Origin of the sequence: Azospirillum sp. 11R-A (assembly GCF_049472615.1) — a bacterium.
GTDB lineage: Bacteria > Pseudomonadota > Alphaproteobacteria > Azospirillales > Azospirillaceae > Azospirillum > Azospirillum palustre.
In genome coordinates this window covers 120,251-146,520 of the sequence record NZ_JBCEBL010000012.1, presented here as the reverse complement: position 1 = coordinate 146,520, position 26,270 = coordinate 120,251, and the positions used below count along the sequence as shown (strand labels likewise).

Sequence of the window (26,270 nt, the reverse complement as noted above, 5' to 3'; positions counted from 1 at the left end):
CGGGATCAGGCGGCGTCGAGGCAGACGTATTTCAGCTCGGTGAAGGCCTCCAGCCCATGGCGCGAGCCTTCGCGGCCGAGGCCGGATTGCTTGACCCCGCCGAAGGGGACCGGCGCGCCGGTGATCTTCACCCGGTTGACCGCCACCATGCCGTAGTGCAGCGCCCGCGACAGGCGGAGGATCCGGCCGGCGTCACGGGTCACCAGATAGGCGACGAGGCCGTAGTCGGTGTCGTTGGCACGGGCCACCGCTTCCGCCTCGTCATCGAAGGGCAGGATCGCGGCGACCGGGCCGAAGGTCTCCTCGCGCAGGATCAGCGAGTCCGGCGCCACGTCGGCCAGCACGGTCGGACGGTAGAACAGCGGGCCGGCGGGATGGATTTCGCCGCCGGTCAGGCAGCGGGCGCCGCGGTCGAGCGCGTCGCGGACATGGCGGGCGCATTTGTCGACCGCCCGTCCGTTCATCAGCGGGCCGATCTGCACCTCCGGCTCCAGCCCCGGCCCGACGCGCAGCGCGGCGCTGCGGGCGGTGAAGGCGGCGCAGAAGCTGTCGTAAAGCGGACGCTGCACATAGATGCGGTTGGCGGCGAGGCAGTCCTGGCCGGAGGTGGCGAACTTCGCGTCGATGGCGATGTCCACCGCCCGCTGCAGATCGGCGTCGGCGAAGACCAGCAGCGGCGCATGGCCGCCCAGCTCCATCACCAGCCGCTTCATGGTCGGGGCGCAGCGCGCGGCGATGCGGCTGCCGATTTCGGTGGAACCGGTGAAGCTCATGGCGCGGACGCGGGCGTCGTCGCACAGCGCGCCGACCAGCGGCTCCGGATCGCCGGTCAGGACGTTGAACACGCCGGCGGGGATGCCCGCCCGCTCCGCCAGTTCGGCCAGCGCCAGCGCCGACAGCGGCGTCTCGGACGACGCATGCGCCACCACGGTGCAGCCGGCGGCCAGCGCCGCCGCCGCCTTGCGCGTCAGCATCGCCGACGGGAAGTTCCAGGGCGTCGCCATGCCGACCACGCCCAGCGCCTCCCGCCGCAGCAGCATTTCGGCACCGGGCAAATGGCTGGCGATGCTCTCGACGCCCACCCGCTTGGCTTCCTCCGCATACCATTCGACGAAGGAGGCGGCGTAGTCGATTTCTCCCCGCGATTCGGCGAGCGGCTTGCCCTGCTCCAGCGTCATCAGCAGAGCGAGGTCTTCCCTGGCCGCGGCGATGCGGTCGAACCAGTCGCGCAGCCGGGCGGCGCGGTCCTGCGGCAGCCGGGCGCTCCAGGCCGGAAAGGCGGCGGAAGCGGCAGTGACGGCGGCGGTCGCCTGGGCGGCGTCCAGCGCCGCGACCTGGGCGAGGGTCCGCCCGCTGGCCGGGTCGGTCACCGCGAAGGTGGCGCCGTTGGGCGCCGCGGTCCAGCGTCCGCCGACATAGGCGAGTTCACGCAGCAACCGGCGGTCGCTCAGGCGGCCGACGGCGTCGTGACGGTCCAGGCGGGACAGCTGCGCGGTCATGGACACCTCCGGAATAAGGGGGGCGCCGAAGCGCCGGTGTTCCGGAGTCTAGCGGGGGTACGGCGGAGACTGTGTCCGAACTGGGCCTGCGTGGCGGAGAGTGTCTCTTTCCCAAGCTGGGCAGGAAGAGAAAGTCTCTATCAGGGTGGGGCGGACCCGCCCGGCTCCTCCATCAGCGCCTCCAGCGGCATCGCCGCATCGTCCTTCACCGTCCGCGTGACGATGTAGGTGAAATAGCGGTCGATCCCGGCGTCGCCGTCCAGCAGCCGGTCGATGATCCGCTGATAGGCATCCACGTCGCGCGCCACCACCCGCAGGACATAATCGACCCCGCCGCCGACCGACCAGCAGGAGACGATGCCGGGCTCGGCCCTGACCGCCCGTTCGAAGCGGTCGAAATCGACCTGCCGGTGGCTGCCCAGCGTCACCTCGACCAGCGCCATCGCGAAGGGCGTCACCTGCCGCAGCGCCAGCCGCGCGTGATAGCCAGTGACGATGCCGCCCTCCTCCAGCCGGCGCAGCCGCACCCAGCACGGCGTCGGCGACAGCCCCACCCTGTCGGCCAGAGCCAGCTTGGTGATGCGGCCGTCCCGCTGGATTTCCGAAAGGATGCGCAGGTCGATGGAATCGAGCTTCAGGTCGGGCATGGGGCGGCGTGCCTCTGGAAAATGACGACCCGACGATGTCCGCGCTTTCCGCCATTGTCAAATGTGGTGATTTCCAGCAGAAATGTTGCATGACAAAGTGGCACCCCGATGCATCGGCTTTGAGCAGGCCCGTCTATCTCTCGCTGGCCGATCAGGTGCAGCGGGCGATCACGCAAGGCCAACTGGCGGTCGGCGACCAGCTGCCCACCCACCGGCAGCTCGCCGACGAATTGGGCATTTCCGTCCAGACCGTCAGCCGCGCCTACGAGGAGCTGATCCGGCGCGGTCTGATCAGCGGGGAGACCGGGCGCGGCACCTTCATCCGCGCCGCCCAGACCGAAGTCGACCCGCCCTACATCCCGCAACGCACCGACGAGGTGATCGACCTGTCGATCCTGAAGCCGGTGTGCGAGCCCCTGCATGTGGAGGCGATGCGGGGGGCGCTGGTGGAGCTTGCCGCCAGCCTGCCGCCGGCCGTGGTGCTGTCCTTCCGCCCCAACACCCTGTTCGCCCGCCACCGGGCGACGGCGGTGTCCTGGCTGCGCCACTGCGGGGTGGAGACGACGGCGGCCAACGTCACCCTGACCAACGGCGCCACCGCCGGCATGACCATCGCCCTGATGGCCGCCGCCCCTCCCGGATCGACCGTGGTGACGGAAGAGGTCGGGCACCATACCCTGCTTCCGCTCGCCTCCTATCTCGGCATCAAGCTGCGCGGCGTCGCCATCGACGAGGACGGGATCCGGCCCGACGCCCTGGATGCCGCCTGCCGCGACGGCACGGCCAAGGCCCTGTTCGTCATGCCGAATCCGATCAACGCCACCGCGACCCACATGGGCGAGGAGCGGCGGCGGGAGATCGCGCGGCTGGCCCAACGGCACAATCTGTCGATCGTGGAGAACGACCCGCTCGGGCCGCTGCTGAGCGAACGGCGTCCGCCGCTGGCGGCCCTGGCGCCGGAACGGACCCTCTACGTCACCAGCTTCACCAAGACGGTGATGCCGGGCCTGCGCACCGGCTATCTGGTGGTTCCGGACCGGCTGCTCGCCGCCGTCACCAACCGCCATCTGGTGACCAACTGGATCGCGACGCCCATCGTCGCCGAGATCGCCACCCGCTGGGTCGAGAGCGGATTCGCGATGGAGATGGTGGAATGGCAGCGCAAGGCCCTGCACCGCCGCCACGCTCTGGCCGCCGAGCTTCTGAAGGGCATTCCCCACCGCAGCCATCCCGAAGGGCTGCATCTGTGGCTGCCGCTGGGCGAAGGACGGCCGGAGGCGACCTTCGTGTCGCATGCCCGCCATCAGGGGGTGGCGCTGGCGCCGGGCTCGGCCTTCGCCATCGGTCCCGGCACGCGCCCCGACGCGCTGCGCGTCTCCATCGGCTCCACCACCGAAGCGGAGCTGCACACCGGCCTGCGCGTGATCGTCAATCTGCTGAACAGCGACCCGGAGCCGGTTCTGCTCGCCATGTGACCGTCCCGAGCCTACCCCCTCCGGAATTGTCATGATTTGATTTTCCGGATTGACATGATTTAAGCGGTCCCGCATCGTTTGCGCACATCCACGGTCGCCAACCATTGCAAGGGAAGACCGGTGTGACCGACGCAATCATCGACATCGACCGGGTCACGAAGCGCTACGGCTCGCACACCGTGCTGCAGGACCTGTGTTTTTCAGTCCGGCCGGGTGAGAAGCTGGCGCTGATCGGGCCGTCCGGCTCCGGCAAGACGACGATCCTGCGGACGCTGATGACGCTGGAAACCATCGAAAGCGGGACCATCCGCATCGATGGCGAGCATCTGTTCCAGATGGAGCGCAATGGCAGTCTGGTCCCCGCCGACGAGGCGCACCTGCACCGGATGCGGACCAAGATCGGCATGGTGTTCCAGCTGTTCAACCTGTTCCCGCACAAATGCGTGCTGGACAACGTCACGCTGGCGCCGATGCTGACCAAGGGCGTGAGGAAGGCGGATGCCGAACGCCGGGCGATGGAGCTGCTGGACCTCGTCGGCCTCGCCGACAAGGCCCGCGCCATGCCGGCCCAACTGTCCGGCGGCCAGAAGCAGCGGGTGGCCATCGCCCGTGCCCTGGCGCTGCAACCCAGGATCATGCTGTTCGACGAGGTGACCTCCGCCCTCGACCCCGAACTGGTGGAAGAGGTGCTGAGCGTCATGCGGATGCTGGGGTCGACCACCGACATGACCATGTTGCTGGTCACCCACGAAATGAGCTTCGCCCACGATTTCGCCGACCGCGTGCTGTTCTTCGACCGCGGCCGCATCGTGGAGGAGGGGCCGCCCGACGTGCTCTTCACCAACCCGACGCACGAGCGGACCCAGGCCTTCCTGAAAAAGATCATCGCTGCCGGACAGCGCATCTGAGCGCATCCGAAGGCTCGGCGCATCCGACTGCGCCCGTTTCCGCTTTTTCCCCGAACGCAGGAGATCTCGGCTTCATGGCTGATTGGGCCGGCTATCTGGGCTTGATGCTGGAAGGCGCACTGGTGACGGCGAAGCTGACCGTGCTGGGCTGCGCGCTGGCCCTGCCGGCCGCCTTCCTCGCCGGGCTGGGCCGGCTGTCGCGCTATTCCACGGTGCGCGCCGTGTCGGTCGCCTATATCGAGTTCTTTCGCGGCACGTCGATCTTCGTCCAGCTGTTCTGGGCCTATTTCGTCCTGCCGCTGATCGGGGTGACGCTGACGCCGTTGCAGGCCGGCGTGCTGGCGCTCGGGCTGAATGTCGGCGCCTATGGCGCGGAGGTGGTGCGGGCGGCGGTGCAGTCCATCGGCCGCGAACAGCACGAGGCCTGCGTCGCCCTGAACCTGACGCGCTGGCAGAGCCTGCGCCACGTGCTGCTGCCCCAGGCGGCGGTGGTGATGGTGCCGACCTTCTGCAACAACGCCATCGAACTGCTGAAGGCGACCTCGGTCGTCTCGCTGATCTCGCTCAGCGACCTCACCTTCCAGGCGCAGGTCGTCCGCTCGCAGACCGGCAGCACCGCGCTACCCTTCCTGACCGTGCTGGTCATCTACTTCGCCTATGCCAGCCTGATCTCGGCCGGCATGAAGGCCCTGGAGCGCCGCATGACCCGCGGCCTCGACGGGCTGCGCACCTAGAGTCTGTCCGATGCTTATTGAAGCATCGGACAGACTCTAGGCTTCTGATTTTCCGTGCGATTCACGCTTCAAGCGATTCCGTTTGAACCGATCGCACTTAAGGAAACCGGCCATGGAATGGGACTGGGAGTTCGTCCGCGAGATCATGCCGATGCTGCTGGACGGCCTGCGCATCACGCTGCTGGCCACGCTGCTCGGCTCCATCCTGGCCGCCGCCGCCGGGCTGGGCTTCGCCCTGCTGCGCCGCTCGAAAAGCCGGCCGGTGGCGCGCATCACCGGCTTCGTGGTGGAGTTCATCCGCGGCACCCCGCTGCTGGTGCAGCTGTATTTCCTGTTCTACGTGCTGCCGGAACTGGGCCTGCTGCTGTCGCCGCTGACCGCCGGGGTGGTGGGCCTGGGCCTCCATTACGCCACCTACACGTCGGAGGTCTTCCGCGCCGGCATCGACAACACGCCGCGCGGCCAATGGGAGGCGGCGAAGGCCTGCAACCTCACGCCCTACCAGACCTGGCGCCACATCATCCTGCCGCAGGCGATACCGCCGATGATCCCGGCGCTGGCGAACTACTTCGTCGCGATGTTCAAGGAAACCCCGCTGCTCTCCGCCATCACGGTGATCGAACTGATGAGCGAGGCCCGCGGCGTCGCCAACAGCAATTACCGCTATCTGGAGCCGATGACGATGGTCGGCGTCCTGTTCCTGTGCATCAGCCTGATCGCCGTGCCCGCCCTGCACCTGCTGGAACGCCGGTTCCGGCCACCCCGCTGATTGCCGACGCGCTGACACGCCGATCCCGGAGTTTCCGAGCCATGCCCTCCCTTCCCATCCTGCGCTCGCCCACCGCGCTGGACTTCGACGACCGCCCGGTCGAAAAGCGCGTCGGCCTCGTCGTGCTGGCGACCGACCACACGACCGAGCCGGACTTCCGCCGCATGGTCGCCAGCGACCGCATCGGCATCTACACCGCGCGCATCGCCTACGCCAACCCGACGACGCCGGAGAATCTGCGCCGCATGCAGCCGCGCCTCGCCGAAGGGGCGGCGCTGATCCTGCCCGACGAGCCGCTCGCCGCCATCTGCTATTCCTGCACCTCGGCCAGCGTCGTGATGGGCGACGACGCCATCGAGCAGGCCATCGCCTCGGCCAAGCCGGGTGTTCCCGTCATCACCCCGCCCGCCGCCGCCCGCCACGGCCTGACCGCGTTCGGCGCCCAGCGCATCGCCGTGCTGACCCCCTACACCGAACAGACCAGCCGGCCGATGGCCGCCTATTTCGGCGTGCATGGCTTCGACATCGCGCGCTTCACCTGCTTCGGGCTGGACGACGACCGCGAGATGGCGCGCATCGCGCCGGCCAGTCTGGTCCGTGCCGCCGTCGAGGCGATGCCGCCCGACGCCGACGCGCTGTTCATCTCCTGCACCGCCCTGCGCTCGGCCGGCGTCGCCGCCGAGATCGAGGACGCCATCGGCCGCCCCGTCGTCACCAGCAATCAGGCCACCGCCTGGGCCACACTACGCCTGTGCGGCGACGACCGGCCCCGTCCCGAAGGTGGGCGGCTGATGACCCTGCCGCTGCCGCAGGATGCATGGTCATGAGCGGGCACGGCATCGGCCTGGAGGACGTCTTCCGCGCCCGCGCGCGGCTGGCCGGGCGGATCCTCGCGACGCCGACCGTCGCCTCGCCCAGCCTGACCGCCCGCTGCGGCGCCCCGGTCTTCCTGAAGCTGGAAACCCGCCAGACCACCGGCAGCTTCAAGCTGCGCGGCGCCACCAACGCGCTGTCGGCCCTGCCGCGCGAGGCACTGGCGACGGGGGTCGCGGCGGCCTCCACCGGCAATCATGGCCGGGCGCTCGCCCATGCCGCCGCACAGGCCGGTGTCCGCTGCGTCGTCTGCATGTCGGCGCTGGTCCCATCCAACAAAATCGAGGGCATCCGCGCGCTGGGGGCGGAGATCCGCATCGTCGGCCGCTCCCAGGACGACGCGCAGGTCGAGGTCGACCGGCTGGTCCGCGAGGAGGGCTTCGCCACCGTCCCGCCCTTCGACCATGCCGACGTCATCGCCGGACAGGGCACGCTGGGGCTGGAGATCGTCGAGGCGGTGCCCGACGCCGAGCTGCTGCTGGTGCCGCTGTCGGGCGGCGGCCTGATCGGCGGCGTGGCGCTGGCGGCCAAGGCCCTGCGGCCAGGCCTGCGGGTGATCGGCGTGTCGATGGAACGCGGCGCGGCGATGCATGCCAGCCTGAAGGCCGGACGCCCGGTCCAGGTCGAGGAGTTGGAGACGCTGGCGGATTCGCTCGGCGGCGGCATCGGGCTCGACAACCGCCACACCCACCGGCTTGCCGCCAGCCTGCTCGACGACGTGGTTCTGCTGACCGAGGCGGAGATCGCCGCCGGCATCGAACACGCCTATTCCGCCGAGCAGGAAATCGTCGAGGGTGCCGGCGCCGTCGGCATCGCCGCACTGCTCGCCGGCAAGGTGACGCCGCGCGGGCCCACAATCGCGCTGCTGTCTGGCCGCAACATCGCCATGGACCTGCACCGCCGCATCATCACCGGAGGCCTGCCATGCCCCGCATGACCATCCTGACCGAGGCGGAGCTGCGGCGGATCGTTCCGCTCGACCGCGATGCCGTCGCCTGCGTCGAGGACGCCTTCCTGGCGCTGGCCACCCGCCCGGTGGCGATGCCGCCGATCCTGCGGCTCGACATCCCCGAATTTGCCGGCAGTAGCGGGGGCGAGGTCGACGTCAAGACCGCCTATGTCCCCGGCCTCGACGGTTTCGCCATCAAGATCAGCCCCGGCTTCTTCGGCAACCCGGCGCTCGGCCTGCCCAGCGTCAACGGGCTGATGGTGCTGCTGAGCAGCCGGACCGGTCTGGTCGAAGCCCTGCTTCTCGACAACGGCTATCTGACCGACGTGCGGACCGCCGCGGCAGGGGCGGTCGCCGCCAGCCATCTGTCGCGTCCCGACAGCGCCGTCGCCGCCATCTTCGGCGCCGGGGTGCAGGCGGCGTTGCAACTGGAGGCGCTGACCCTGGTCCGCCCGATCCGCGAGGCCCGCCTCTGGGCGCGCCAGCCCGAGCGCGCCGCCGCCGCCGCCGCCCGCCTGTCGGAGCGGCTGGGCTTCCCCGTGCACGCCGCGACGGACGGCCGGTCAGCCGTCGCCGGCGCCGACATCGTCGTCACCACCACCCCGGCCGACCGGCCGATCCTGATGGCGGACTGGCTCGAACCCGGCCAGCACGTCACCGCCATGGGGTCGGACGCTGAGCACAAGAACGAACTCGATCCCGCCATCCTGTCCCGTGCCGACCTCTATGTCGCCGACCGCCTGACGCAGACGCGCCGGCTGGGCGAACTGCACCACGCGATTGCCGCCGGCACGGTCGCCGCCGACCGCGACTTCCCGGAACTGGGCGCCGTCATCGCCGGGCAGGCCGCCGGCCGCGCGTCCACCGATGCCATTACCGTCTGCGACCTCACCGGAACCGGGGTGCAGGACACCGCCATCGCCACGCTGGCGCGCGGCCGGGCCCTGGCGGCCGGCGCCGGCACCGTCTTCGACGCCTGAACATCCCTCCTCTTACGAGAGAGACCCCGACATGCTGGAACCGACGCTGAACTTCAGCCGGGCCGAATATGCCGCCCGGCTCGACAAGACCCGTGCCGCCATGGACAAGGCCGGCATCGAGCTGCTGATCGTCACCGATCCGTCGAACATGGCCTGGCTGACCGGCTATGACGGCTGGTCCTTCTACGTCCACCAATGCGTGATCGTGCCGCCGCACGGCGAGCCGATCTGGTACGGACGCGGCCAGGACGCCAACGGCGCCAAGCGCACCGCCTATCTGGCCCATGACAGCATCGTCGGCTATCCCGACCATTACGTGCAGTCGACCGAGCGCCATCCGATGGACCTGCTGTCGACGATCCTGGCGGATCGCGGCTGGGGCGGGCTCAACATCGGCGTCGAGATGGACAATTACTGGTTCACCGCCGCCGCCTACCAGTCGCTGACCACCCACCTGCCCAATGCCCGCTTCAAGAACGCGACGGCGCTGGTCAACTGGCAGCGCGCGGTGAAGAGCCCGCAGGAACTCGACTACATGCGCAAGGCCGCCCGCATCGTCGAGGCGATGCATGCCCGCATCGTCGAGCGGGTCGAACCGGGGATGCGCAAATGCGACCTCGTGGCCGAGATTTACGACGCCGGCATTCGGGGCATTGGGGGCATCGGCGGGGCGGACGGCTTCGGCGGCGACTATCCGGCCATCGTCCCGCTGCTGCCGTCGGGGGCCGACGCCTCGGCCCCGCACCTGACCTGGGACGACAAGCCGATGAAGCTCGGCGAGGGCACCTTCTTCGAGATCGCCGGCTGCTACAAACGCTATCACTGCCCGCTGTCGCGCACTGTCTTCCTCGGCACGCCGACGCAAGGCTTCCTCGATGCCGAGAAGGCGACGTTGGAGGGAATGGAGGCCGGGCTCGCCGCCGCCAGGCCGGGCAACAGCTGCGAGGACATCGCCAACGCCTTCTTCGCCGTGCTGAAGCGCTATGGCATCACCAAGGACAACCGCACCGGCTACCCCATCGGCCTCAGCTATCCGCCGGACTGGGGCGAGCGCACCATGAGCCTGCGCCCCGGCGACCGCACCGAACTCCAGCCCGGAATGACCTTCCACTTCATGACCGGCCTTTGGCTGGAGGATATGGGGCTGGAGATCACCGAGAGCATCGCCATCACCGACACCGGCGTCGAATGCCTGGCCAATGTGCCGCGCAAGCTGTTCGTGAAGTCCTGACCATGGCGCCCGTTGCACTTGCCTCCTCCCCCATAACCCCGACGGTCGATTTCGACCGCGACGGCGTGCAGCACGGATTTCTGCGCCTGCCCTACAGCCGCGACGATTCGGCCTGGGGGTCCGTGATGATCCCGCTCACCGTGGTGCGCAACGGCAGCGGGCCGACCGCCCTGCTGACCGGCGCCAACCATGGCGACGAGTATGAGGGCGCCGTCGCCCTGTTCGACCTCGCCCAGACCCTCACCGCCGACCGGGTCGCCGGCCGCGTCATCATCGTTCCGGCGATGAATTATCCGGCCTTCCAGGCGGGAACCCGCACCTCGCCCATCGACAAGGGCAACCTGAACCGCAGCTTTCCCGGCCGCCCCGACGGCACGGTGACGCAGAAGATCGCCGATTACTTCACCCGCGAACTCCTGCCGCTGGCCGATCTGGTGATGGACATCCATTCCGGCGGCCGGACGCTGGACTTCGTGCCCTTCGCCGCCGCCCACATCCTGCCCGACAAGGACCAGGAGGCGCGCTGCTTCGCTGCCGTGGCCGCCTTCGCCGCGCCTTACTCCATGCGCATGCTGGAGATCGACGCGGTCGGCATGTACGACACGACGGCGGAGGAGCTGGGCAAGACCTTCGTCACCACCGAACTCGGCGGCGGCGGCACCGGCCGGGCGGAGACCATCGCCATCGCCAAGCGCGGCGTCCGCAACGTCCTGCGCCACGCCGGGATCCTGACGGATGGGCAGGCGGTGGATGGTCGGGCAGCGGATGGGCGGGCGGAAGCCAGCCGCTGGCTCGACATGCCGTCGGGCGACTGTTTCCGCTTCGCCGAGGACAGCGGCCTGATCGAGGCCTGCGTCGATCTGGGCCAGCCGGTGCGGGCGGGCGACCTGCTCGCCCGCATCCACCCCATCGGCCGCACGGGGCTGGCGCCGGCCGAATACCGGGCGGCGCTGGACGGCATCCTGGCGGCCCGGCATTTCCCCGGTCTGGTCAAGGCCGGCGACTGCATCGCGGTGGTCGGAACGGTCGAGAGCTGACCGCCGCCTGTTGAAACCCGCCTCGGCAGAAGGCGGGCATGTGAAGAACGGTATCGACACCGACCGGACAGGGGCCGGCGCGCCGACGGGAGCGCCGGCCGGGCAATCACCGAATCACGGAAAAAGGGACGGCCGACATGAAACACCTCAAGATCGCCAAAGGCTTCGGCATCGCCGCCGCGACACTCCTGACGCTCGCCGCGCCGGCCTTCGCCGCCGACACGCTGGAGACGCTGCGCGAACAGGGATTCGCCCGCATCGGCATCGCCAACGAACCGCCCTACACCGCCGTCAAGCCGGACGGCACCGTGTCGGGCGCCGCCCCCGACGTCGCCCGCGCGGTGATGAAGAAGCTGGGGGTCAACGACGTCGTCGCCTCGATCTCCGAATATGGCGCGATGATTCCAGGCCTCCAGGCCCGCCGCTTCGACGCCGTCACCGCCGGCCTGTTCATGAAGCCGGAGCGCTGCAAGGCCGTAGCCTATTCCGAGCCGATCCTCTGCGACGCCGAATCCTTCGCTTTGAAGAAGGGCAACCCGCTGAAGCTGACCTCCTACGAGGACATCGCCAAGAACCCGAACGCCAAAATCGGCGCTCCCGGCGGCGGCACCGAGGAGAAGCTGGCGTTGCAGGCCGGCGTGCCGCGCGACCGCGTGATCGTGGTGCCGGACCCGCAGAGCGGCATGAAGATGTTGCAGGACGGCCGCATCGACGTCTATTCGCTGCCGGTCCTGTCGATCCACGATCTGGTCGGCAAGGCCAACGACCCGAACATCGAGGTGGTCGCCCCGGTCAAGGGCGCCCCGGTCTATTGCGACGGCGCCGCCTTCCGCAAGCAGGACACGGCACTGCGCGACGCCTTCGACAAGGTGCTGGCCGAGATGAAGGCGTCCGGCGAGTTCGCCAGGATCATCGAGCCCTACGGCTTCTCCGCCGAAGCCGCCAAGCAGACCTCCCGCGAGAAGCTCTGCGCCGCGTCCAACTGAGCCGGTCGGCCGGGCAAGCGGCGGCACATGGATTAAAAGTCCGACGTTGGCCTGAGCTGGGGCGGGGCAGGAAATCTGCCTCGCCCCAACTGCATTTCCCTCTGCCCGCAGCCCTTGTCCGCCAGCGACGGCGCTGCTGCGGCAGGGCCCATTCCTTGGAATCGATGGGACAAAATGTCGCACATTCCTCTGTAGAGGAGGAAGATGGCGGTCTCCGCCCAAGGTAGCCTCGTCTTCGTAATGGAAGGGAGGCAGACGTGACATTCTCTTCGAATGAACCACCGCCCATCAATCAAAGAGACCTTCGAAACGCCTTCGGCATGTTCCCGACCGGAGTTACGGTCGTCACCGTGCTCGACGAAGACGGAAATCCCCGTGGGATAACGGCCAATTCCTTCACATCCGTTTCGCTCGATCCGCCTCTGGTCCTTGTCTGCATCGGAAACCGGTCGTTCAGCTTTCCGATCTTTTGCAATACGTCGTCCTTCGCCGTGAATCTGCTGCATGCGGGACAGGCCGATGTCTCCAGCCTTTTCGCCTCCCGTTCGCCCGAGAAATTCCAGTCGACCGCCTTCGGCCCGAAACACACCGGCGCGCCGGTCCTGACCGATTGCCTCACCTGGTTCGATTGCACGGTGCACGACCGCGTGATGGCCGGCGACCATCTGGTTCTCATCGGCCGCGTGCAGGCCTTCGGCCCCAGCGGGAGCCCAAGCGGGACCGCCGACGGGACGGCAGGCCGGGCAGCCCCGCTCGGCTTCTGCCGGGGCCGGTACGCGACGGTGCACGAAGCCCCGAACGCCGGTGGGGAGATGCCACACGGCATGCAGGTCGGTTACCTCGTCGAAGCGGACGACGGCATCCTGCTGCAATCCGACGGAGCGGGCGGCTGGCGCCTGCCGGGCGGCCGCAGCCGCAAGGCCGAACGGGCGCTGCCCCTGGCGGACGGGAGCACGCTGCCGCTGCGGCCGGACGACAGCTTCCTCTATTCGGTCTTCGACGTCGCCGGGCAGGACGCCGGCTGTCTGGTCTATCGCACCCGCCTCGCCGCCGATGCGGCGACCATGACCCTGCCGCCGGGCCTCCGCTTCTTCGCGCTCGACGCCCTGCCCTTCGAGGCGATGGCGACGCGCGAGACCCGGGCGATGCTGCGCCGCTATGTCCGGGAACGGCAAGCGGACCGCTTCGGCATCTACATCGACTCAAGCGACGGCGGACGGCTGGCGATGGTCGACGGCCGCCCCTCTCCCTGGCCCGGCGCCCTCGCCGAAAACGGCTGATCCCCCGCCGCCCCTTCACAAAAATACGAGACCGCGATGCACACCACCTGCAGGTCGCTCGAAGGCACCCGCCGCGCCCTCTATATCGGCGGACGGTTCGTCGAACCGAAAAGCGGCCGCTACATCCCGAGCTACGACCCCACCACCGCCGAGCCCTGGTACGAACTGGCCGACGCCGGTGCCGAGGACGTCGATGCCGCCGTCGCCGCAGCGCGGGCCGCCTTCACCGATCCGGCGTGGCGGCGGATGACCCAGAGCGACCGCGGCAAGCTGGTGCGCCGCCTGGCCGAGCTGATCCTCGCCAACGCCGAGGAACTGGCGCTGATGGAGACCCGCGACAACGGCAAGCTGATCAAGGAGATGCGCGCCCAGATGCGCGCCATCCCCGACAGCTACGTCTATTTCGCCGGGATGGCCGACAAGCTCCAGGGCGACACCATCCCGGTGAACAAGCTGGACATGCTGAACTTCAACCTGCGCGAACCGCTGGGCGTCGTCGGCATGATCACGCCGTGGAACTCGCCGCTGATGCTGCTGACCGGCACGCTGGCGCCCTGCCTCGCCATCGGCAACACGGTGGTGATCAAGCCGTCGGAACACGCCACCGCCTCGACCCTGGCGCTCGCCGAGCTGGTCACCGAGGCCGGTTTCCCGGACGGCGTCGTCAATGTGGTGACCGGCGGCGGCGCCACCGCCGGAGAGGCGCTGACCCGCCACCCCGGCATCGCGAAGATCGTCTTCACCGGCAGCACCCAGACCGGCAGCCGCATTGCCGCCACCGCCGCCGCCAACCTCGTGCCCTGCCAGATGGAGCTGGGCGGCAAGTCGCCCCATGTGGTGTTCGGCGACGTCGACATCGAGCGGGCGGTGAACGGCGTGGTCGCCGGGGTCTTCGCCGCAGCCGGGCAGACCTGCGTCGCCGGGTCGCGCTGCTTCGTCGAGGCCGCCATCTACGACCGCTTCGTCGAGGCGCTGGTCGCCCGCACCGGGCGCATCACCGTCAACCACCCGATGGAGGAGACCACCGACATCGGCCCGCTCGCCCTGTCGGCGCAGCTCGCCAAGGTGGAGGACTATGTCGCCTCGGGCCAGCGCGACGGCGCCCGGCTGGCCGCCGGCGGACGGCGGCCCCAGGCGGCGGGGCTGGAGAAGGGCTGGTACTTCGAGCCGACGGTGCTGGCCGACGCGCGCAACGACATGGGCTTCATGCAGGACGAGATCTTCGGCCCGGTGGTCGGCGTGGTGCCCTTCGCCTCGGAGGACGAGATGATCGCCATGGCGAACGACACCCGCTATGGCCTGGCGTCGGGCATCTGGACCAGCGACATCGACCGCGCCATGCGCTTCGCCACCCGGATCGACGCCGGCACCGTCTGGATCAACACCTACCGCGCCGCCGCCTACATGTCGTCGAACGGCGGCTTCAAGCAGAGCGGCTACGGCCGGCGCGGCGGCTTCGACGTGATGCGCGAGTTCTCGCGGTCGAAGAACGTCGTCATCGATTATTCCGGCGCCATGCAGGACCCCTTCGTCATCCGGCTGCGCTGATCCGCCCCGACCGGGCTTCTCCTCCCCCGAGAAAAGGACAAGGACATGAAGTTCGCCGTCGCGCTTTCCATGGAGCGCTTCTCACCCGACACGCCGATGAGCGACGTGACCGGCACCATGCTGGAGCTGGTGAAGATGGCCGACCAGGGCGGTTTCGAAACCCTGTGGACCGCCGAGCACCACACCATCGAGTGCACGATTTCCCCCAACCCCTTCACCATCCTGACCTGGCTCGGCCAGCACACCGAGCGCATCCGGCTCGGCACCGCCACCATCGTCGCCCCCTACTGGAGCCCGATCCGGCTGGCCGGCGAAGCCGCGCTGTGCGACCACCTGACCGGCGGCCGGCTGGAGTTCGGCATCGCCCGCGGCGCCTACCAGTACGAGTTCGACCGCATGGCCGGCGGCATGCCCCAGCAGGAGGGCGTCGCCTACATGAAGGAGCTGGTGCCGGCGGTGCAGAAGCTGTGGGCCGGCGACTACGCCCATGACGGCCATTACTGGAAGTTCCCGCTGGCGACCTCAGTGCCCAAGCCGTTGCAGGCGCCGCACCCGCGCATCTGGGTGGCGGCCCGCGACCCCGGCACCTTCGACTGGGCCGTCGGCATCGGCGCCAGCATCCTGTCGACGCCGCTGGCCGCCCCGGCGGCCGAGATCGCCGTGCTGGGCGAGAAGTTCCGCAAGGCGGTGGCCGACCATCCGGAGGTGCCGCGCCCGCGCTTCATGATGCAGCGCCGCACCTGCTGCTACGAGCGGCCGGAGGAGGCCGAACTGGCGGTGCGGCACAGCATCGACTATGGCCGCAGCTTCGAGAACCTGTTCCAGAACATCGGCACGGTGACCAACGGCTTCCCGACCGCGGTGTCCTACGAAAGCGTCGCCGGCCGCGACAACTACAAGCCGGAGAACGTCCTGAAGAACCTGATGTTCGGCACGCCGGACGAGGTGATCGAAAAGCTGCTGGACTACGAGGCGGCCGGCGTCGACCAGTTCTCGCTCGGCCTGTCCTTCAACCTGCCGGTCGAGCTCCAGCGCAAGACGCTCGACCTGTTCACCCGCGAGGTGCTGCCGGTCTTCGCCGCGCGAGAGCGCGACCGCCGGTTCGAGGAAGAGCGCCGCCTTGCCGCGGCAGAGCCGCGCCTGGCCACGGCGGGGCGCTGACCATGGCCGACTCCCGTCACTTCACAGTCGGGCCGGTGACGCTGAACTACCGGCTCGACGGCCGGGGGCCGGAGCCGCTGGTCTGCATCCACGGCGTCGGCTCCTACCTGGAGGCCTGGAGCGGCGTGGTGGAGCGGCTCGCCGACCGCTTCACCATCCTGACCTTCGACCTGCGCGGCCATGGCCGGTCCACCAGGATCAAAGGCCGCTACGAGATCGACGATTTCGTCGGCGAGACGCTGGCGCTGGCCGACCATGCCGGCTTCGGCCGCTTCAACCTGGCGGGATTCTCGCTGGGCGGACTGATCGCCCAGCGCCTGACCCTGACCCATCCGGAGCGCGTCAAGCGGCTGGTGCTGCTGTCCACCGTCGCCGGCCGCAATCCGGAGGAGCGCCGGCGGGTGCTCGACCGTCTGGCGGCCTTGCAGGCCGGAGAGCCGGGCTCGCACTACGACGCCTCGCTGTCGCGCTGGCTGACCGAGGGTTTCCAGGAGCGGAACCCGGAGCTGATCCGGACCTTACGCGAACGCAACGCCGGGAACGACCCCGACTGCTACGCCGCCGCCTACCGCGTCCTGGCGGAGACCGATTTCGGCGGTTTCCTCGACCAGATCCGCTGCCCGACCCTGATCGCCACCGGGGAGGAGGACATCGGCTCCAACCCGCGCATGGCGCGCACCATGCACGACAGCATCCCCGGTTCGGCTCTGCACATCCTGCCGGGCCTGCGCCACTCGATCCTGATCGAGGCGCCGGACGCGGTGGCGGGGCTGATGGGGCGCTTCCTGACGTCCGCCGAGCAGCCGAAGGAGGGCGCAAGCCATGGATGAACCCCTGCAACGGGCGGGCGAACGCGTCCGGCGCGACGTGCTCGGCGACGCCTATGTCGACCGCGCGATGGCGGCGGCCGACGACTTCTCCCGGCCCTTCCAGCAGATGGTCAACGAATATTGCTGGGGGCAGTGCTGGGCCGACGACGCGCTCGACCGCCGCCAGCGCAGCCTGCTCAACCTCGGCATGATCGCGGCGCTGGGCCGCATGCACGAGTTCGAGCTGCACCTGCGCGGTGCAATCCGCAACGGCCTGTCCGATGCCGAGCTGCAGGCGGCGCTGATCCAGATCGCGGTCTATTGCGGCATTCCCGCCGGCGTCGAATGCTTCCGCATCGCCCGCAAAATCCGCCAGGAGATCGCCGGGGACGGCACGGGAGGCACACCATGATCGTCGAGGAACGCATCTACCGCATCCGTTCGGGCAAGCTGCGCGAGTATCTTGCGCTGGTGCAGGGCGAGGGGCTGGCGATCCAGCAACCGATCCTCGGCAACCTGATCGGCTACTTCGTCAGCGAGATCGGCCCGCTCAACCATGTCGTCCACATGTGGGGCTATGCCGATTTCGAGGACCGTACCGCCCGCCGCCAGCAGCTTTCCGAGGATCCGCGCTGGCAGGCCTTCATCCCGAAGCTGGCGGCGCTGATCGAGACGGCGGAAAACCGCATCCTGCTGCCGACCGCCTTCTCGCCCCTGAAATGACGAACCGGCAGCGTCATGCTCCGTTTCGCAGGAACGATAGGGCTGCTTTTCCTCTGTTTCGCAGGAAGACAGGAAGACGCGCAAGTCTTCCTAATGGGCACAAGTAAAAATCTTAAAGACAGGGAAAGCCCACCGAACACAACGATGGGAGACGGTTGTGACAGAACGACTGAGGGTAGAGAATCTGTATAAAGTTTTCTCCAAATCTCCCGATCCGGCCCTGCGGATGTTGGCCGCAGGTGCAAAAAAATCTGAAGTTCTGGCAAAAACCGGAATGGTTGTAGGGTTGAGCGACGTTTCACTGTCGGTTCCGAGCGGTGCCATCTATATGGTGATGGGGCTGTCGGGATCGGGCAAATCCACCCTGGCGCGCTGCATCAACCGGTTGAACGAACCGAGCGCCGGCCGCATCCTGCTGGACGGCCGCGACATCGTCGCCGCCGGCGAGGCGGAGCTGCGCGACATCCGTCGCAAGCGCATCTCCATGGTGTTCCAGCATTTCGCCCTGCTGCCCAACCGCACCGTCGCCGAGAACACCGAGTTCGGCCTGAAGCTCCAGGGGGTCTCCCCCCAGGCCCGGCGGCGCCGGGCGGAAGAGGTTCTGTCGATTGTCGGGCTGGCGCGCTGGGGCAACCACTATCCCCACGAGCTGAGCGGCGGCATGCGCCAGCGGGTCGGGCTCGCCCGCGCGCTCGCCACCGATGCCGACGTGCTGATCATGGACGAGGCGTTCAGCGCGCTCGACCCGCTGATCCGCACCGAGATGCAGGACGAGCTGCTGCGCCTCCAGCGCACGCTGAAGAAGACCATCCTGTTCATCACCCACGATTTCCAGGAGGCGCTGAAGCTCGGCACGCGGATCGCCATCATGGCCGACGGCGAGCTGGTCCGCGAAGGCACCCCCCAGTCGATCGTGCTTGAGCCGGGCAGCGACTATGTCGCCGCCTTCACCCGCGAGGTCGACCGCTCGCGCCTGTTCGACGCCCGCTGGGCGATGACCCCGGTGCAGCCCGTCCCGCTGGCCGCCGGCCTGTGCCTCGCCGAGACGGGCGACGGCGGCGGGCTGGTGCTCGACGACGGCGGCCATGTCGTCGGCGCGCTCGACGCCGACACGCTGCGGGGCCTGCGCGAAACAGCTGGGCTCGGGAATGGCGGCATCGGCGCCCTGCGCAAGGACTTCGTCACGGTGCGCGAGTGCGACAGCCTTCTCGACGCCGCCCGCGCCCACCGGGCCGGACGGCCGATGGCGGTGGTCGACGAGGGGGGCCGGCTGACCGGCACGCTCGCCGCCGACCGCATCCTGGCGGGCATCGCCTCCGCCCCTCCTCACCCAGCGGGAGGCCTGCATGCTTGACGCAAACGACCTCAACGTCTTCCCGGTCGACGCCTGGATCCAGGACGGCGTCGCGTGGATCGCGCTGAATCTTCGCCCGCTCTTCCTCGCCATCAAATGGCCGGTCGAGTATGTGCTGAACCTCAACATCTTCCTGCTTCAGGAGATCCCCTTCCTCGCCATCGTGGCGGTGGCGGTGCTGCTGGCCTGGCGGCTGGCCAGCCTGGGGGTCGCCTGCTTCAGCGCCGTCGCCCTGGTCGCCATCGCCGCACTGGGCGTCTGGTCGGAGGCGATGACCACCCTGTCGCTGATCACCACCGCCATCGTCATCTGCGCGGCCATCGGCATCCCCATCGGCATCGGCTGCGCCCGCAGCGACCGGATGTGGGGCGTGGTCCGCCCGATCCTCGACATCATGCAGACCACCCCGACCTTCGTGTATCTGGTGCCGGTGGTGATGCTGTTCGGCGTCGGCACGGTGCCGGGCGAGGTGGCGGTGGTGACGGCGGCGGCCCCGCCGCTGATCCGCTTCACCAACCTCGGCATCCGCATGGTCGAGACCGAGATGGTCGAGGCCGGCCTCGCCTTCGGCGCCACCAAGCGGCAGCTGCTGTGGGAGGTCCAGCTTCCGCTCGCCGTGCCGACCATCCTCGGCGGCCTGAACCAGACGGTGCTGACCGCGATGGTGATGTCGGTCGTCGTCGCCATGATCGGGGCGGAAGGTCTCGGGCTGGTGGTGCTCCAGGGCCTCGGGCGGCTCGACGTCGGCCGCGCCGCGGTGGGCGGCATCGCCATCGTCCTGCTGGCGATGATGCTCGACCGCATCACCCAGAAGATGGCCCAGCCCGGCGGCCCCGGCGGTCGCCCGCTGCTCCGCAGCCTGCGCGCCCTCGTCCGCTCCGGCCGTCCGGCCGACGGCAAGACCGCCGCCGGCCCGGCCACCTCCAAACCGGCGATCTCCAGTCCGGACCAGTGATCCAGATCCCAGACCGCAAGCCCCGCTCCACCCGAATCCCGTCCCGACCCCGTTCGAGGAAACCGCCATGCCCTTCTTCACAAAGTCGGTCGCCAAGTCCCTCTCCGTCGCCGCCTTCCTCGCCGCGGCCTGCGTCCAGCCGTCCCTGGCCGCCGACCAGCCCGGCAAGGGCAAGACCATCCGCTATGCCCAGTCGGACAGCCTCGGCGCCAACTACGTCACCGCCCAGATCGTCACCGCCGCCTTCAAGGAACTCGGCTATTCGGTCAAGCTCAGCACGCTGAGCACGACCCTGTTCTTCCAGGCGGCGGCGCAGGGCGACCTCGACATCGCCACCGACATCAACTTCCCGCAGCGCGAGCCCGCCTTCCGCAAGGTGGAGCAGCAGGCGACCATCGTCGGCGGCGGCCTGATCAAGGAGGGCGGGGTCAACGGCTACCTGATCGACAAGAAGACGGCCGACGCCCACCACATCACCTCGCTGGAGCAGATGAAGGACCCGAAGATCGCCGCGCTGTTCGGCAAGGGCGGCAAGGCGGATCTGGTCAACTGCGATCCCGGCTGGAGCTGCGGCGACGTGGTCGACTTCCAGCTCGACAAGTTCGGCCTGAAGGACACGGTGACCTCGGTGCGCGGCAAGTACGAGCCGCTGATGGTGGAGGCGGTCGCCCGCGTCCGCCGCGGCGAGCCCGCCTTCTTCTACGCCTGGAGCCCGTCCTGGGTCACCAACACGCTGGTCCCCGGCAAGGACGTGGTCTGGCTGCCCACCCCGTTCGACGCCCTGCCCCCATCGGTGCCCAACAAGGGCACGGCACTGGTCAGCGGCGTGTCGGGCTGTGCCGGCGGCGCCGACCCCTGCCGGATGGCCATGGCCTCCTGGAACTGGAACACCGTCGCCAACCGGGACTTCATCGCCGCCAACCCGGCGGTGAAGGCGCTGGTCGAGACCATCGGCTTCCCGCTGCAGATTTGGGCCGGGTGGGAACGCAGCATCAGCGAGAAGGGCGCCAGCGAAAGCCATATCCGGGCGCTCGCCCAGGAGTGGCTCGCCGCCAACAAGCCGACCTTCGAGCAGTGGGTCGCCAGCGCCAGGGCGGCGAGCTGACCCCACCGCAAACACTCCCCAGTTTCCACTTTCCGGAGCCGCCGGCCGCACCTGGTCCGGCCGGCTCCGGGACCGGACATCAGAGAATCGGACAGGACATGATGGACATCGGACTGCGCAAGATCTCCACCTTCATCGAGGAGACCATCGTCGAGGGCGGCAAGCCGGCCGAACGGCCGATCACGTCGGTCGTCGTCGCCGCCGTGCTGCGCAACCCCTGGGCCGGCCAGGGCTTCGTCGAGAACTTGCGGCCGGAGATCCTGCGGGTGGCCCCGGTGCTGGGGGCCGAGATGACGCGGCGCCTGGTCGCCCTGATGCCGGCCGCGCGCATCGAGGCCTATGGCAAGGCCGCGTCGGTCGGCGTCAACGGCGAGATCGAGCACGCCTCCGCCCTGATCCACACGCTGCGCTTCGGCAACATGTTCCGCGAAGCGGCGCAGGGCACCACCTTCCTCAGCTTCACCAACACCCGCAACGCCCCCGGTGCCCTGCTCGCCCTGCCGATGATCCACAAGACGGAGACCGGCAAGCGGGCGCATTTCCTGACCGCCAATTTCCAGGTTCCCGACTCCCCCGGTCCCGACGAGCTGCTGGTCGCCATCGGCGCATCGGACGGCAGCCGCGCCCATCCCCGCATCGGCGACCGCTTCCTCGACATGGAGGAGATGGACGCGGAAAAGGCCGGCGCCCGTTGAGGCTCCAGCGCGCCCGCTCCCGCCCACGCCCGGCTTTTCGAATGGATCGAGGCTATACCGACATGCCGCTGCAACGCCGCCCGATGACGCTGCTGTTCTGTTCGGGCATCGACAATGCCGGCCTGTGGCGGGAGGCCCTGCACCGCCGCCTTCCCGACGTGACGCTGCGGGTCTGGCCGGAGGTCGGCGACCCGGACGACATCGACATGGCGCTGGTGTGGCAGCCGCCGCCCGGCATCTTCGCCGGACTGGCCAAGCTGCGGCTGGTGATGTCGCTCGGCGCCGGGGTCGAGACGCTGCTGGCCGACCCGTCGCTTCCCGACGTGCCGCTCGTCCGCATGGTGGCGGACAGCCTGAGCGACGACATGGCCGGCTTCGTCGCCCTCCAGGTGCTGCGCTGGCATCGCCATTCCGACGAGTTCGACGCCGCGCAGGCGGCGGGGGTCTGGCGGTGGCTGCCCTACCGGCCCGCCCGCGAGGTCACGATCGGGCTGCTCGGGCTGGGGGAGCTGGGACGGGCCGCCGCCGCCGTCCTGGGGGCGCTGGGATACCGCGTCCTCGGCTGGAGCCGGTCGCCGAAGCATTTGGACGGCGTCGAGTGCTTCGCCGGCCCCGACGGGCTGGAGGCGATGCTGCCGCGGTGCGACCAGCTGGTCTGCCTGTTGCCGCTGACCGCCGACACCCGCGGCATCCTGGACCGGCGCCTGTTCGCCCGACTGCCGGCCGGGGCCGTGCTGGTCAATGCCGGGCGCGGCGACCATCTGGTCGAGGCGGACCTGCTCGACGCCCTCGATTGCGGCCGGCTGGGCGGCGCCAGCCTGGACGTGTTCAGCGAGGAGCCGCTGCCGGCCGACCATCCCTTCTGGCGGCATCCGCGCATCCGCGTCTCCCCCCACAGCGCCGCCGCCACCCACCCGGCGCAGGCGGTGGAACAGGTGGCGGCGACCCTGGCGGCCTTCCGCGACGGGCGGCCGCTGGCCAACCGGGTCGAGCGGGGGCGCGGCTATTGATGATGCCGCCGCTTCTGCCGGTGATGGCCGCCGCCGTCCTGATGCAGGCCGGCAACGGGCTGCTCCAGGCCCTGCTGCCGCTGCGCATGCAGGCGCAGGGGCTGTCGGCGGCCGACATCGGCATGGTGGCGTCCGCCTACGGCGTCGGCTTCGCCGCCGGCTGTCTGGCGGCGCCGAGAGTCGTCCGCAAGCTCGGCTTCGTCCGCGCCTATGCCGGGCTGGCGGCGCTGATGGCGATCCTCGCGCTCGCCCTGCCGCTGGCCGGCGGCAGCGTCGGCTGGGTCCTGCTGCGCGCGCTGACCGGCGTCGGTTTCGCCGGGCTGTTCACGGTGATCGAGGGGTGGATCGGCGCCGGAGCGCAGGACGGCAACCGCGGGCGGATCCTGGCGGTCTACATGGTCACCACCAAGCTGGCGCTGATGACCGGCCCGCTCCTGCTCGACCCCGGCGGCGACCAGCCCTTCCGGCTGCTCATCCTGCTGATCCTGCTGTCGGTCCTGCCGGTCGCCGTCACCCGGCCGGTCCGCCCGGCGCTGCCGACCGCCGTCTCGCTCGACCTCGGCGGACTGTTCAGACTGGCGCCGTCGGCCCTGGTCGGCTGCTTCGCGGTCGGCGTGGTGACCGGCACGATGATCGCGTTCGCCCCGCTGTATGGCTTGCGCATCGGCCTGTCGGAACCGGCCGCCGCCGCCCTGCTCGTCGCCCTCCAGGGCGGCAGCCTTCTCGCCCAATGGCCGCTCGGCGCGCTGTCGGACCGGCGGGACCGCCGCGTCGTGATCGCCGCCGTGGCCGCGACCGGCGCCGTCCTGTCCGCCGGGCTGGCGCTGCTGCCGGCCGGCAGCCCGGCTTGGCTGGTGTGGACGGGGTTCGCGCTGTGGGGCAGCCAGGTCCTGTGCATCTACGCCCTGTGCGTCGCCCACGCCTGCGACGTGGTGCCGCCGGGCCGCATCGTCCCCACGGTCAGCGGCCTGCTGGTGGTCTGGGCCGCCGGGGCGATGGTCGGTCCGGTGCCGGGCGCCCTGCTGATGGACAGGCTCGGCCCGTCGGGACTGTTCGTCTACGCCGCCGCCGGCTGCACCGCGCTGGCCGCCTTCGTCCTGATCCGCCGCGCCGTGCGGGAGCGGGATCGGGCGCCCGGCCCGCCGGCCTTCCGCCCGCTGCCGCCCGACAGCCTGACCGGAGCGGCGATCTCCGGCCCCCGGACGACCGTTGAGCCCTCCGGCACCCCGCCTGCCGATATCGGGCCGCCGGGTGCCCCGCCGCCGGACGGGCGCTGACGTTCCGCTTTTTCCGAGTGCCGTCATCGGGTTAGAGTCGGTCGAAACCGGGCCTTGGCCCATCCGTTCGCCGGAGGAACATGGTCGAGACGTCGCGCATCCAGTCGCTGCGCGTGGTGGCGAGCCTGATCAATTCGGGCGGGGATCTGGCGACGGTGCTCCAGCGCCTGGTCCTGGCCGCCTGCCGCCATGCCAACTGGTCGATGGGGTCGATCATGGCGGTCGATGTCGAGCATGGCTACGCCCTGGTCGTCGTCCGCCACGACCCGACGCTGATCCAGCGCCCGCTGCCCGACCGCTGGGAGCTGGCGACCAGCCCGTCCCTGGTCGCCCTGCGGCGGAACGAGCCGATCTTCATCCCCGACGCCCGCGTATCGGAGGAGTTCCCCGGCTATCGCCGGGAAGCTTTCGAGCGCGACTATCACAGCGTGCTGGTCGTGCCGATGAACTGCACCGACGACAGCGGCCGGCCGCTGGTGCTGAGCGTCGTGTCCCGCGGCATTATCGAGGTGAGCGAGGAGGATCTGGCCTTCATCGGCATGATCGTCCAGCTCGGCGAGATCGCGGTGGAGCGCCAGCATCGGCTGCGTGCCGAGACCCTGGCCGCCGAACGCCTGCAACGGGCGCTGGAAGTGAACACCTCGCTGCTGCGGCAGGCGCTGGAGGACGGGGCGATGGCGACCCTGCTGCCCCGCATCCGCGACCTGCTGCCCTACTCCATCGTCATCGTCGACTTCACCGCCAACCTCGTCACCGCCGACCGGGCGCCCTGCGGCAGCGACATCGGCGACGCCGACTGGCAGGCGGCGGTCGCGGCCGACCTCGGCCCCTCGATCATGAAGGCGGCGCGCGATGCCATCGACCATCCCGTTGCCACCGGGCCCGCCGCCACCGGGGCGACCCTGTTCTGGGAGGTCAACGGCAAGCGCATCCGCACGGCGCCGCGCATCGACCCGCTGACCGCCGACGGCGAGGTGGTCGGCGTGCTGATGATCTTTCCGGGACCGCAGCCCTACGGCCAGGCCGATCAGCTCCTGCTCGACGGCATCAAGCACGCCCTCGGCATCCAGATGCTGCGCAACGTCATCCGCTTCCGCTACGAGAACCGGACAGTGACCGAGCTGTTCCTGGAGCTGGTGGAGCGGCGATGGCGGGATCCGCTGGACATCGGACAGCGCGCGCTGCGGCTCGGCCTCAACCTCGATCTGCCGGCCCAGATGATCCTGGTCGGGCTGCCCGGCCGCAGTCCGCGGGCGGTGAGCGCGGCGGCCGACCTCCAGCTTCCGGTCCAGCGGCTGCTGTCGCTGCACGGGATCGCCGGCACGCTCGTCACCGTTCCGGCCGGACTGGTCTGCCTCATTCCCGCCGTCGACGAGCGCAGCCATGGACCGGTCAAACGGCTGATGGCGCAGATCGCGCGGTCCGTCGCCGACATCCTGCACGCCGAGCCGTTCGTCGTGCTGACGAGCCGATGCATGGCCCCGCCGGACTATGCGGAGGCGTGGGACCGGTCCTGGCGAATGATCCGGATCGCCGAAGAGTTCGGCCGCCCCGGCGTCCTCGATGCCCGGCAGTTCGGTCCGCTGCCCATGCTGCTGGCCGCCGCCAACACCCACGAGGTGCGCGGCTATGTCGCCGACAGCATCGGCGCCCTCATCGAGTACGACCGCCAGCACGGGACGCCCTATCTGGAGACGCTGTCGGCCTATCTGAAGACGGGGTGCCGCACCAAGGCCTGCTCCGACCAGCTCGGCGTACACGTCACCACCCTGCGCTATCGGCTGACGCGCATCGAAGAGCTGTTCGGCATCGATGTCGAAAGCCCGGATCGCCGCTTCTCGGTCGAACTCGCCATTCACCTGAGCGGGGTCATCGACCGGTCGCCCTGATCCCGCAAAGGTTTTGTCAGGTCCCGCACCGGTCCTGCGGCGCTACGGCGGCGTCACCTCGATCCGGATGGAGCTGAAATAGGATGCGAGATCGTCGATGTCCGCCTCGCTCAGCGACGGGGCGACCACCGACATCATCTCGTTCCTGCGGGCACCCGTCTTGTAATCGGTGAGCGCTTTGCGGAGGTAGATTTCCGGTTGCCCGGCCAGATTGGGCGCTTCCGGAATCCTGGAGAGCCCGTCCAGCCCGTGGCAGGTCTGGCACTGGATGGCCTTCTTTCTTCCCGCCCCCGGATCTCCGGCATGGGCGCCGGCCGCATAGACGGCCAGTCCCAGCAGGATCGGCACGCTCCACCGGTATCGCATCCTCATCCTC

General features: G+C 69.5%; 26 protein-coding genes. 23 read left to right on the top strand and 3 right to left on the bottom strand.

The features are described from left to right. Window positions 1-5 precede the first annotated feature (5 nt). Both VH569_RS17925 and VH569_RS17920 read right to left on the bottom strand, forming a co-directional pair. On the bottom strand, window positions 6-1,499 hold the full coding sequence (locus VH569_RS17925) for an NAD-dependent succinate-semialdehyde dehydrogenase (protein ID WP_423316668.1): 1,494 nt from the start codon (window positions 1,497-1,499) through the stop codon (window positions 6-8). Window positions 1,500-1,639: 140 nt separating this feature from the next. Beyond that, entirely contained in the window at window positions 1,640-2,146 is a 507-nt protein-coding gene (locus tag VH569_RS17920) for an Lrp/AsnC family transcriptional regulator (RefSeq protein WP_423316667.1), read from the bottom strand. Window positions 2,147-2,235: 89 nt separating this feature from the next. On the opposite strand from VH569_RS17920, the gene VH569_RS17915 reads away from it, so the two are divergent. From VH569_RS17915 to VH569_RS17805, 23 genes are all read left to right on the top strand, one after another. Continuing rightward, window positions 2,236-3,621, top strand: a complete 1,386-nt coding sequence (locus tag VH569_RS17915) for a PLP-dependent aminotransferase family protein (protein ID WP_423316665.1) — start codon at window positions 2,236-2,238, stop codon at window positions 3,619-3,621. A 122-nt stretch (window positions 3,622-3,743) separates the two neighbouring features. Continuing rightward, entirely contained in the window at window positions 3,744-4,529 is a 786-nt protein-coding gene (ehuA, locus tag VH569_RS17910; protein ID WP_395453474.1) for an ectoine/hydroxyectoine ABC transporter ATP-binding protein EhuA, read from the top strand. A 74-nt stretch (window positions 4,530-4,603) separates the two neighbouring features. Further along, a complete protein-coding gene (gene ehuC / locus VH569_RS17905) occupies window positions 4,604-5,263 on the top strand; it encodes an ectoine/hydroxyectoine ABC transporter permease subunit EhuC (RefSeq protein WP_423316663.1) in 660 nt (219 codons plus the stop codon). Window positions 5,264-5,375: 112 nt separating this feature from the next. Beyond that, window positions 5,376-6,032: an ectoine/hydroxyectoine ABC transporter permease subunit EhuD gene (gene ehuD, locus VH569_RS17900; RefSeq protein ID WP_098734882.1), complete on the top strand. Its 657-nt coding sequence runs from the start codon at window positions 5,376-5,378 to the stop codon at window positions 6,030-6,032. Window positions 6,033-6,073: 41 nt separating this feature from the next. Further along, on the top strand, window positions 6,074-6,859 hold the full coding sequence (gene eutA / locus VH569_RS17895) for an ectoine utilization protein EutA (RefSeq protein ID WP_423316660.1): 786 nt from the start codon (window positions 6,074-6,076) through the stop codon (window positions 6,857-6,859). Then, window positions 6,856-7,842: a hydroxyectoine utilization dehydratase EutB gene (gene eutB / locus VH569_RS17890; RefSeq protein ID WP_423316659.1), complete on the top strand. Its 987-nt coding sequence runs from the start codon at window positions 6,856-6,858 to the stop codon at window positions 7,840-7,842. Before eutA ends, eutB begins: the two co-directional genes overlap by 4 nt. Next, window positions 7,830-8,834 carry an ectoine utilization protein EutC gene (eutC, locus tag VH569_RS17885; RefSeq protein WP_423316657.1) on the top strand — a complete coding sequence of 335 codons (1,005 nt, stop codon included), beginning with the start codon at window positions 7,830-7,832 and terminating at the stop codon, window positions 8,832-8,834. The genes eutB and eutC overlap by 13 nt, the downstream gene beginning before the upstream one ends. Before the next feature lie 31 nt (window positions 8,835-8,865). Then, a complete protein-coding gene (gene doeA, locus VH569_RS17880) occupies window positions 8,866-10,065 on the top strand; it encodes an ectoine hydrolase DoeA (protein ID WP_423316655.1) in 1,200 nt (399 codons plus the stop codon). A 2-nt stretch (window positions 10,066-10,067) separates the two neighbouring features. After that, window positions 10,068-11,102, top strand: a complete 1,035-nt coding sequence (doeB, locus tag VH569_RS17875) for a N(2)-acetyl-L-2,4-diaminobutanoate deacetylase DoeB (RefSeq protein ID WP_423316654.1) — start codon at window positions 10,068-10,070, stop codon at window positions 11,100-11,102. 137 nt (window positions 11,103-11,239) lie between these two features. Continuing rightward, the gene (gene ehuB / locus VH569_RS17870; RefSeq protein WP_423316652.1) at window positions 11,240-12,088 is read left to right on the top strand and encodes an ectoine/hydroxyectoine ABC transporter substrate-binding protein EhuB; all 849 of its coding nucleotides are present in this window, start codon (window positions 11,240-11,242) and stop codon (window positions 12,086-12,088) included. A 320-nt stretch (window positions 12,089-12,408) separates the two neighbouring features. After that, window positions 12,409-13,368: a flavin reductase family protein gene (locus VH569_RS17865; RefSeq protein ID WP_423316651.1), complete on the top strand. Its 960-nt coding sequence runs from the start codon at window positions 12,409-12,411 to the stop codon at window positions 13,366-13,368. Window positions 13,369-13,404: 36 nt separating this feature from the next. Next, window positions 13,405-14,916, top strand: coding sequence for an aldehyde dehydrogenase (locus VH569_RS17860; RefSeq protein ID WP_423316649.1), 1,512 nt, complete (start codon window positions 13,405-13,407; stop codon window positions 14,914-14,916). 45 nt (window positions 14,917-14,961) lie between these two features. Then, a complete protein-coding gene (locus VH569_RS17855) occupies window positions 14,962-16,077 on the top strand; it encodes an LLM class flavin-dependent oxidoreductase (RefSeq protein ID WP_423316647.1) in 1,116 nt (371 codons plus the stop codon). Window positions 16,078-16,079: 2 nt separating this feature from the next. Next, window positions 16,080-16,907, top strand: coding sequence for an alpha/beta fold hydrolase (locus VH569_RS17850; RefSeq protein ID WP_423316646.1), 828 nt, complete (start codon window positions 16,080-16,082; stop codon window positions 16,905-16,907). Beyond that, the gene (locus VH569_RS17845; RefSeq protein ID WP_174471331.1) at window positions 16,900-17,298 is read left to right on the top strand and encodes a carboxymuconolactone decarboxylase family protein; all 399 of its coding nucleotides are present in this window, start codon (window positions 16,900-16,902) and stop codon (window positions 17,296-17,298) included. Before VH569_RS17850 ends, VH569_RS17845 begins: the two co-directional genes overlap by 8 nt. Then, entirely contained in the window at window positions 17,295-17,609 is a 315-nt protein-coding gene (locus VH569_RS17840; protein WP_098734870.1) for an NIPSNAP family protein, read from the top strand. Before VH569_RS17845 ends, VH569_RS17840 begins: the two co-directional genes overlap by 4 nt. A 157-nt stretch (window positions 17,610-17,766) precedes the next feature. Then, window positions 17,767-18,963, top strand: coding sequence for a quaternary amine ABC transporter ATP-binding protein (locus VH569_RS17835; RefSeq protein ID WP_423316643.1), 1,197 nt, complete (start codon window positions 17,767-17,769; stop codon window positions 18,961-18,963). Next, window positions 18,956-19,918 (top strand): ABC transporter permease, encoded by a 963-nt coding sequence (locus VH569_RS17830; RefSeq protein WP_423316641.1) that lies wholly within the window; start codon window positions 18,956-18,958, stop codon window positions 19,916-19,918. The genes VH569_RS17835 and VH569_RS17830 overlap by 8 nt, the downstream gene beginning before the upstream one ends. Window positions 19,919-19,985: 67 nt before the next feature. Beyond that, window positions 19,986-21,023, top strand: coding sequence for a glycine betaine/L-proline ABC transporter substrate-binding protein ProX (gene proX, locus VH569_RS17825; protein WP_423316639.1), 1,038 nt, complete (start codon window positions 19,986-19,988; stop codon window positions 21,021-21,023). 98 nt (window positions 21,024-21,121) lie between these two features. Then, window positions 21,122-21,718 (top strand): amino acid synthesis family protein, encoded by a 597-nt coding sequence (locus VH569_RS17820; RefSeq protein WP_423316637.1) that lies wholly within the window; start codon window positions 21,122-21,124, stop codon window positions 21,716-21,718. Between the two features lie 41 nt (window positions 21,719-21,759). Continuing rightward, entirely contained in the window at window positions 21,760-22,728 is a 969-nt protein-coding gene (locus tag VH569_RS17815; protein ID WP_423316636.1) for a 2-hydroxyacid dehydrogenase, read from the top strand. Further along, the gene (locus tag VH569_RS17810; RefSeq protein ID WP_423316634.1) at window positions 22,728-24,005 is read left to right on the top strand and encodes an MFS transporter; all 1,278 of its coding nucleotides are present in this window, start codon (window positions 22,728-22,730) and stop codon (window positions 24,003-24,005) included. The genes VH569_RS17815 and VH569_RS17810 overlap by 1 nt, the downstream gene beginning before the upstream one ends. Window positions 24,006-24,085: 80 nt before the next feature. Beyond that, a complete protein-coding gene (locus tag VH569_RS17805) occupies window positions 24,086-25,894 on the top strand; it encodes a helix-turn-helix domain-containing protein (RefSeq protein WP_423316632.1) in 1,809 nt (602 codons plus the stop codon). A 42-nt stretch (window positions 25,895-25,936) separates the two neighbouring features. Here the strand turns inward: VH569_RS17805 and VH569_RS17800 are convergent, their stop codons facing one another. Further along, on the bottom strand, window positions 25,937-26,260 hold the full coding sequence (locus VH569_RS17800) for a c-type cytochrome (RefSeq protein ID WP_109050206.1): 324 nt from the start codon (window positions 26,258-26,260) through the stop codon (window positions 25,937-25,939). Window positions 26,261-26,270 lie beyond the last annotated feature (10 nt).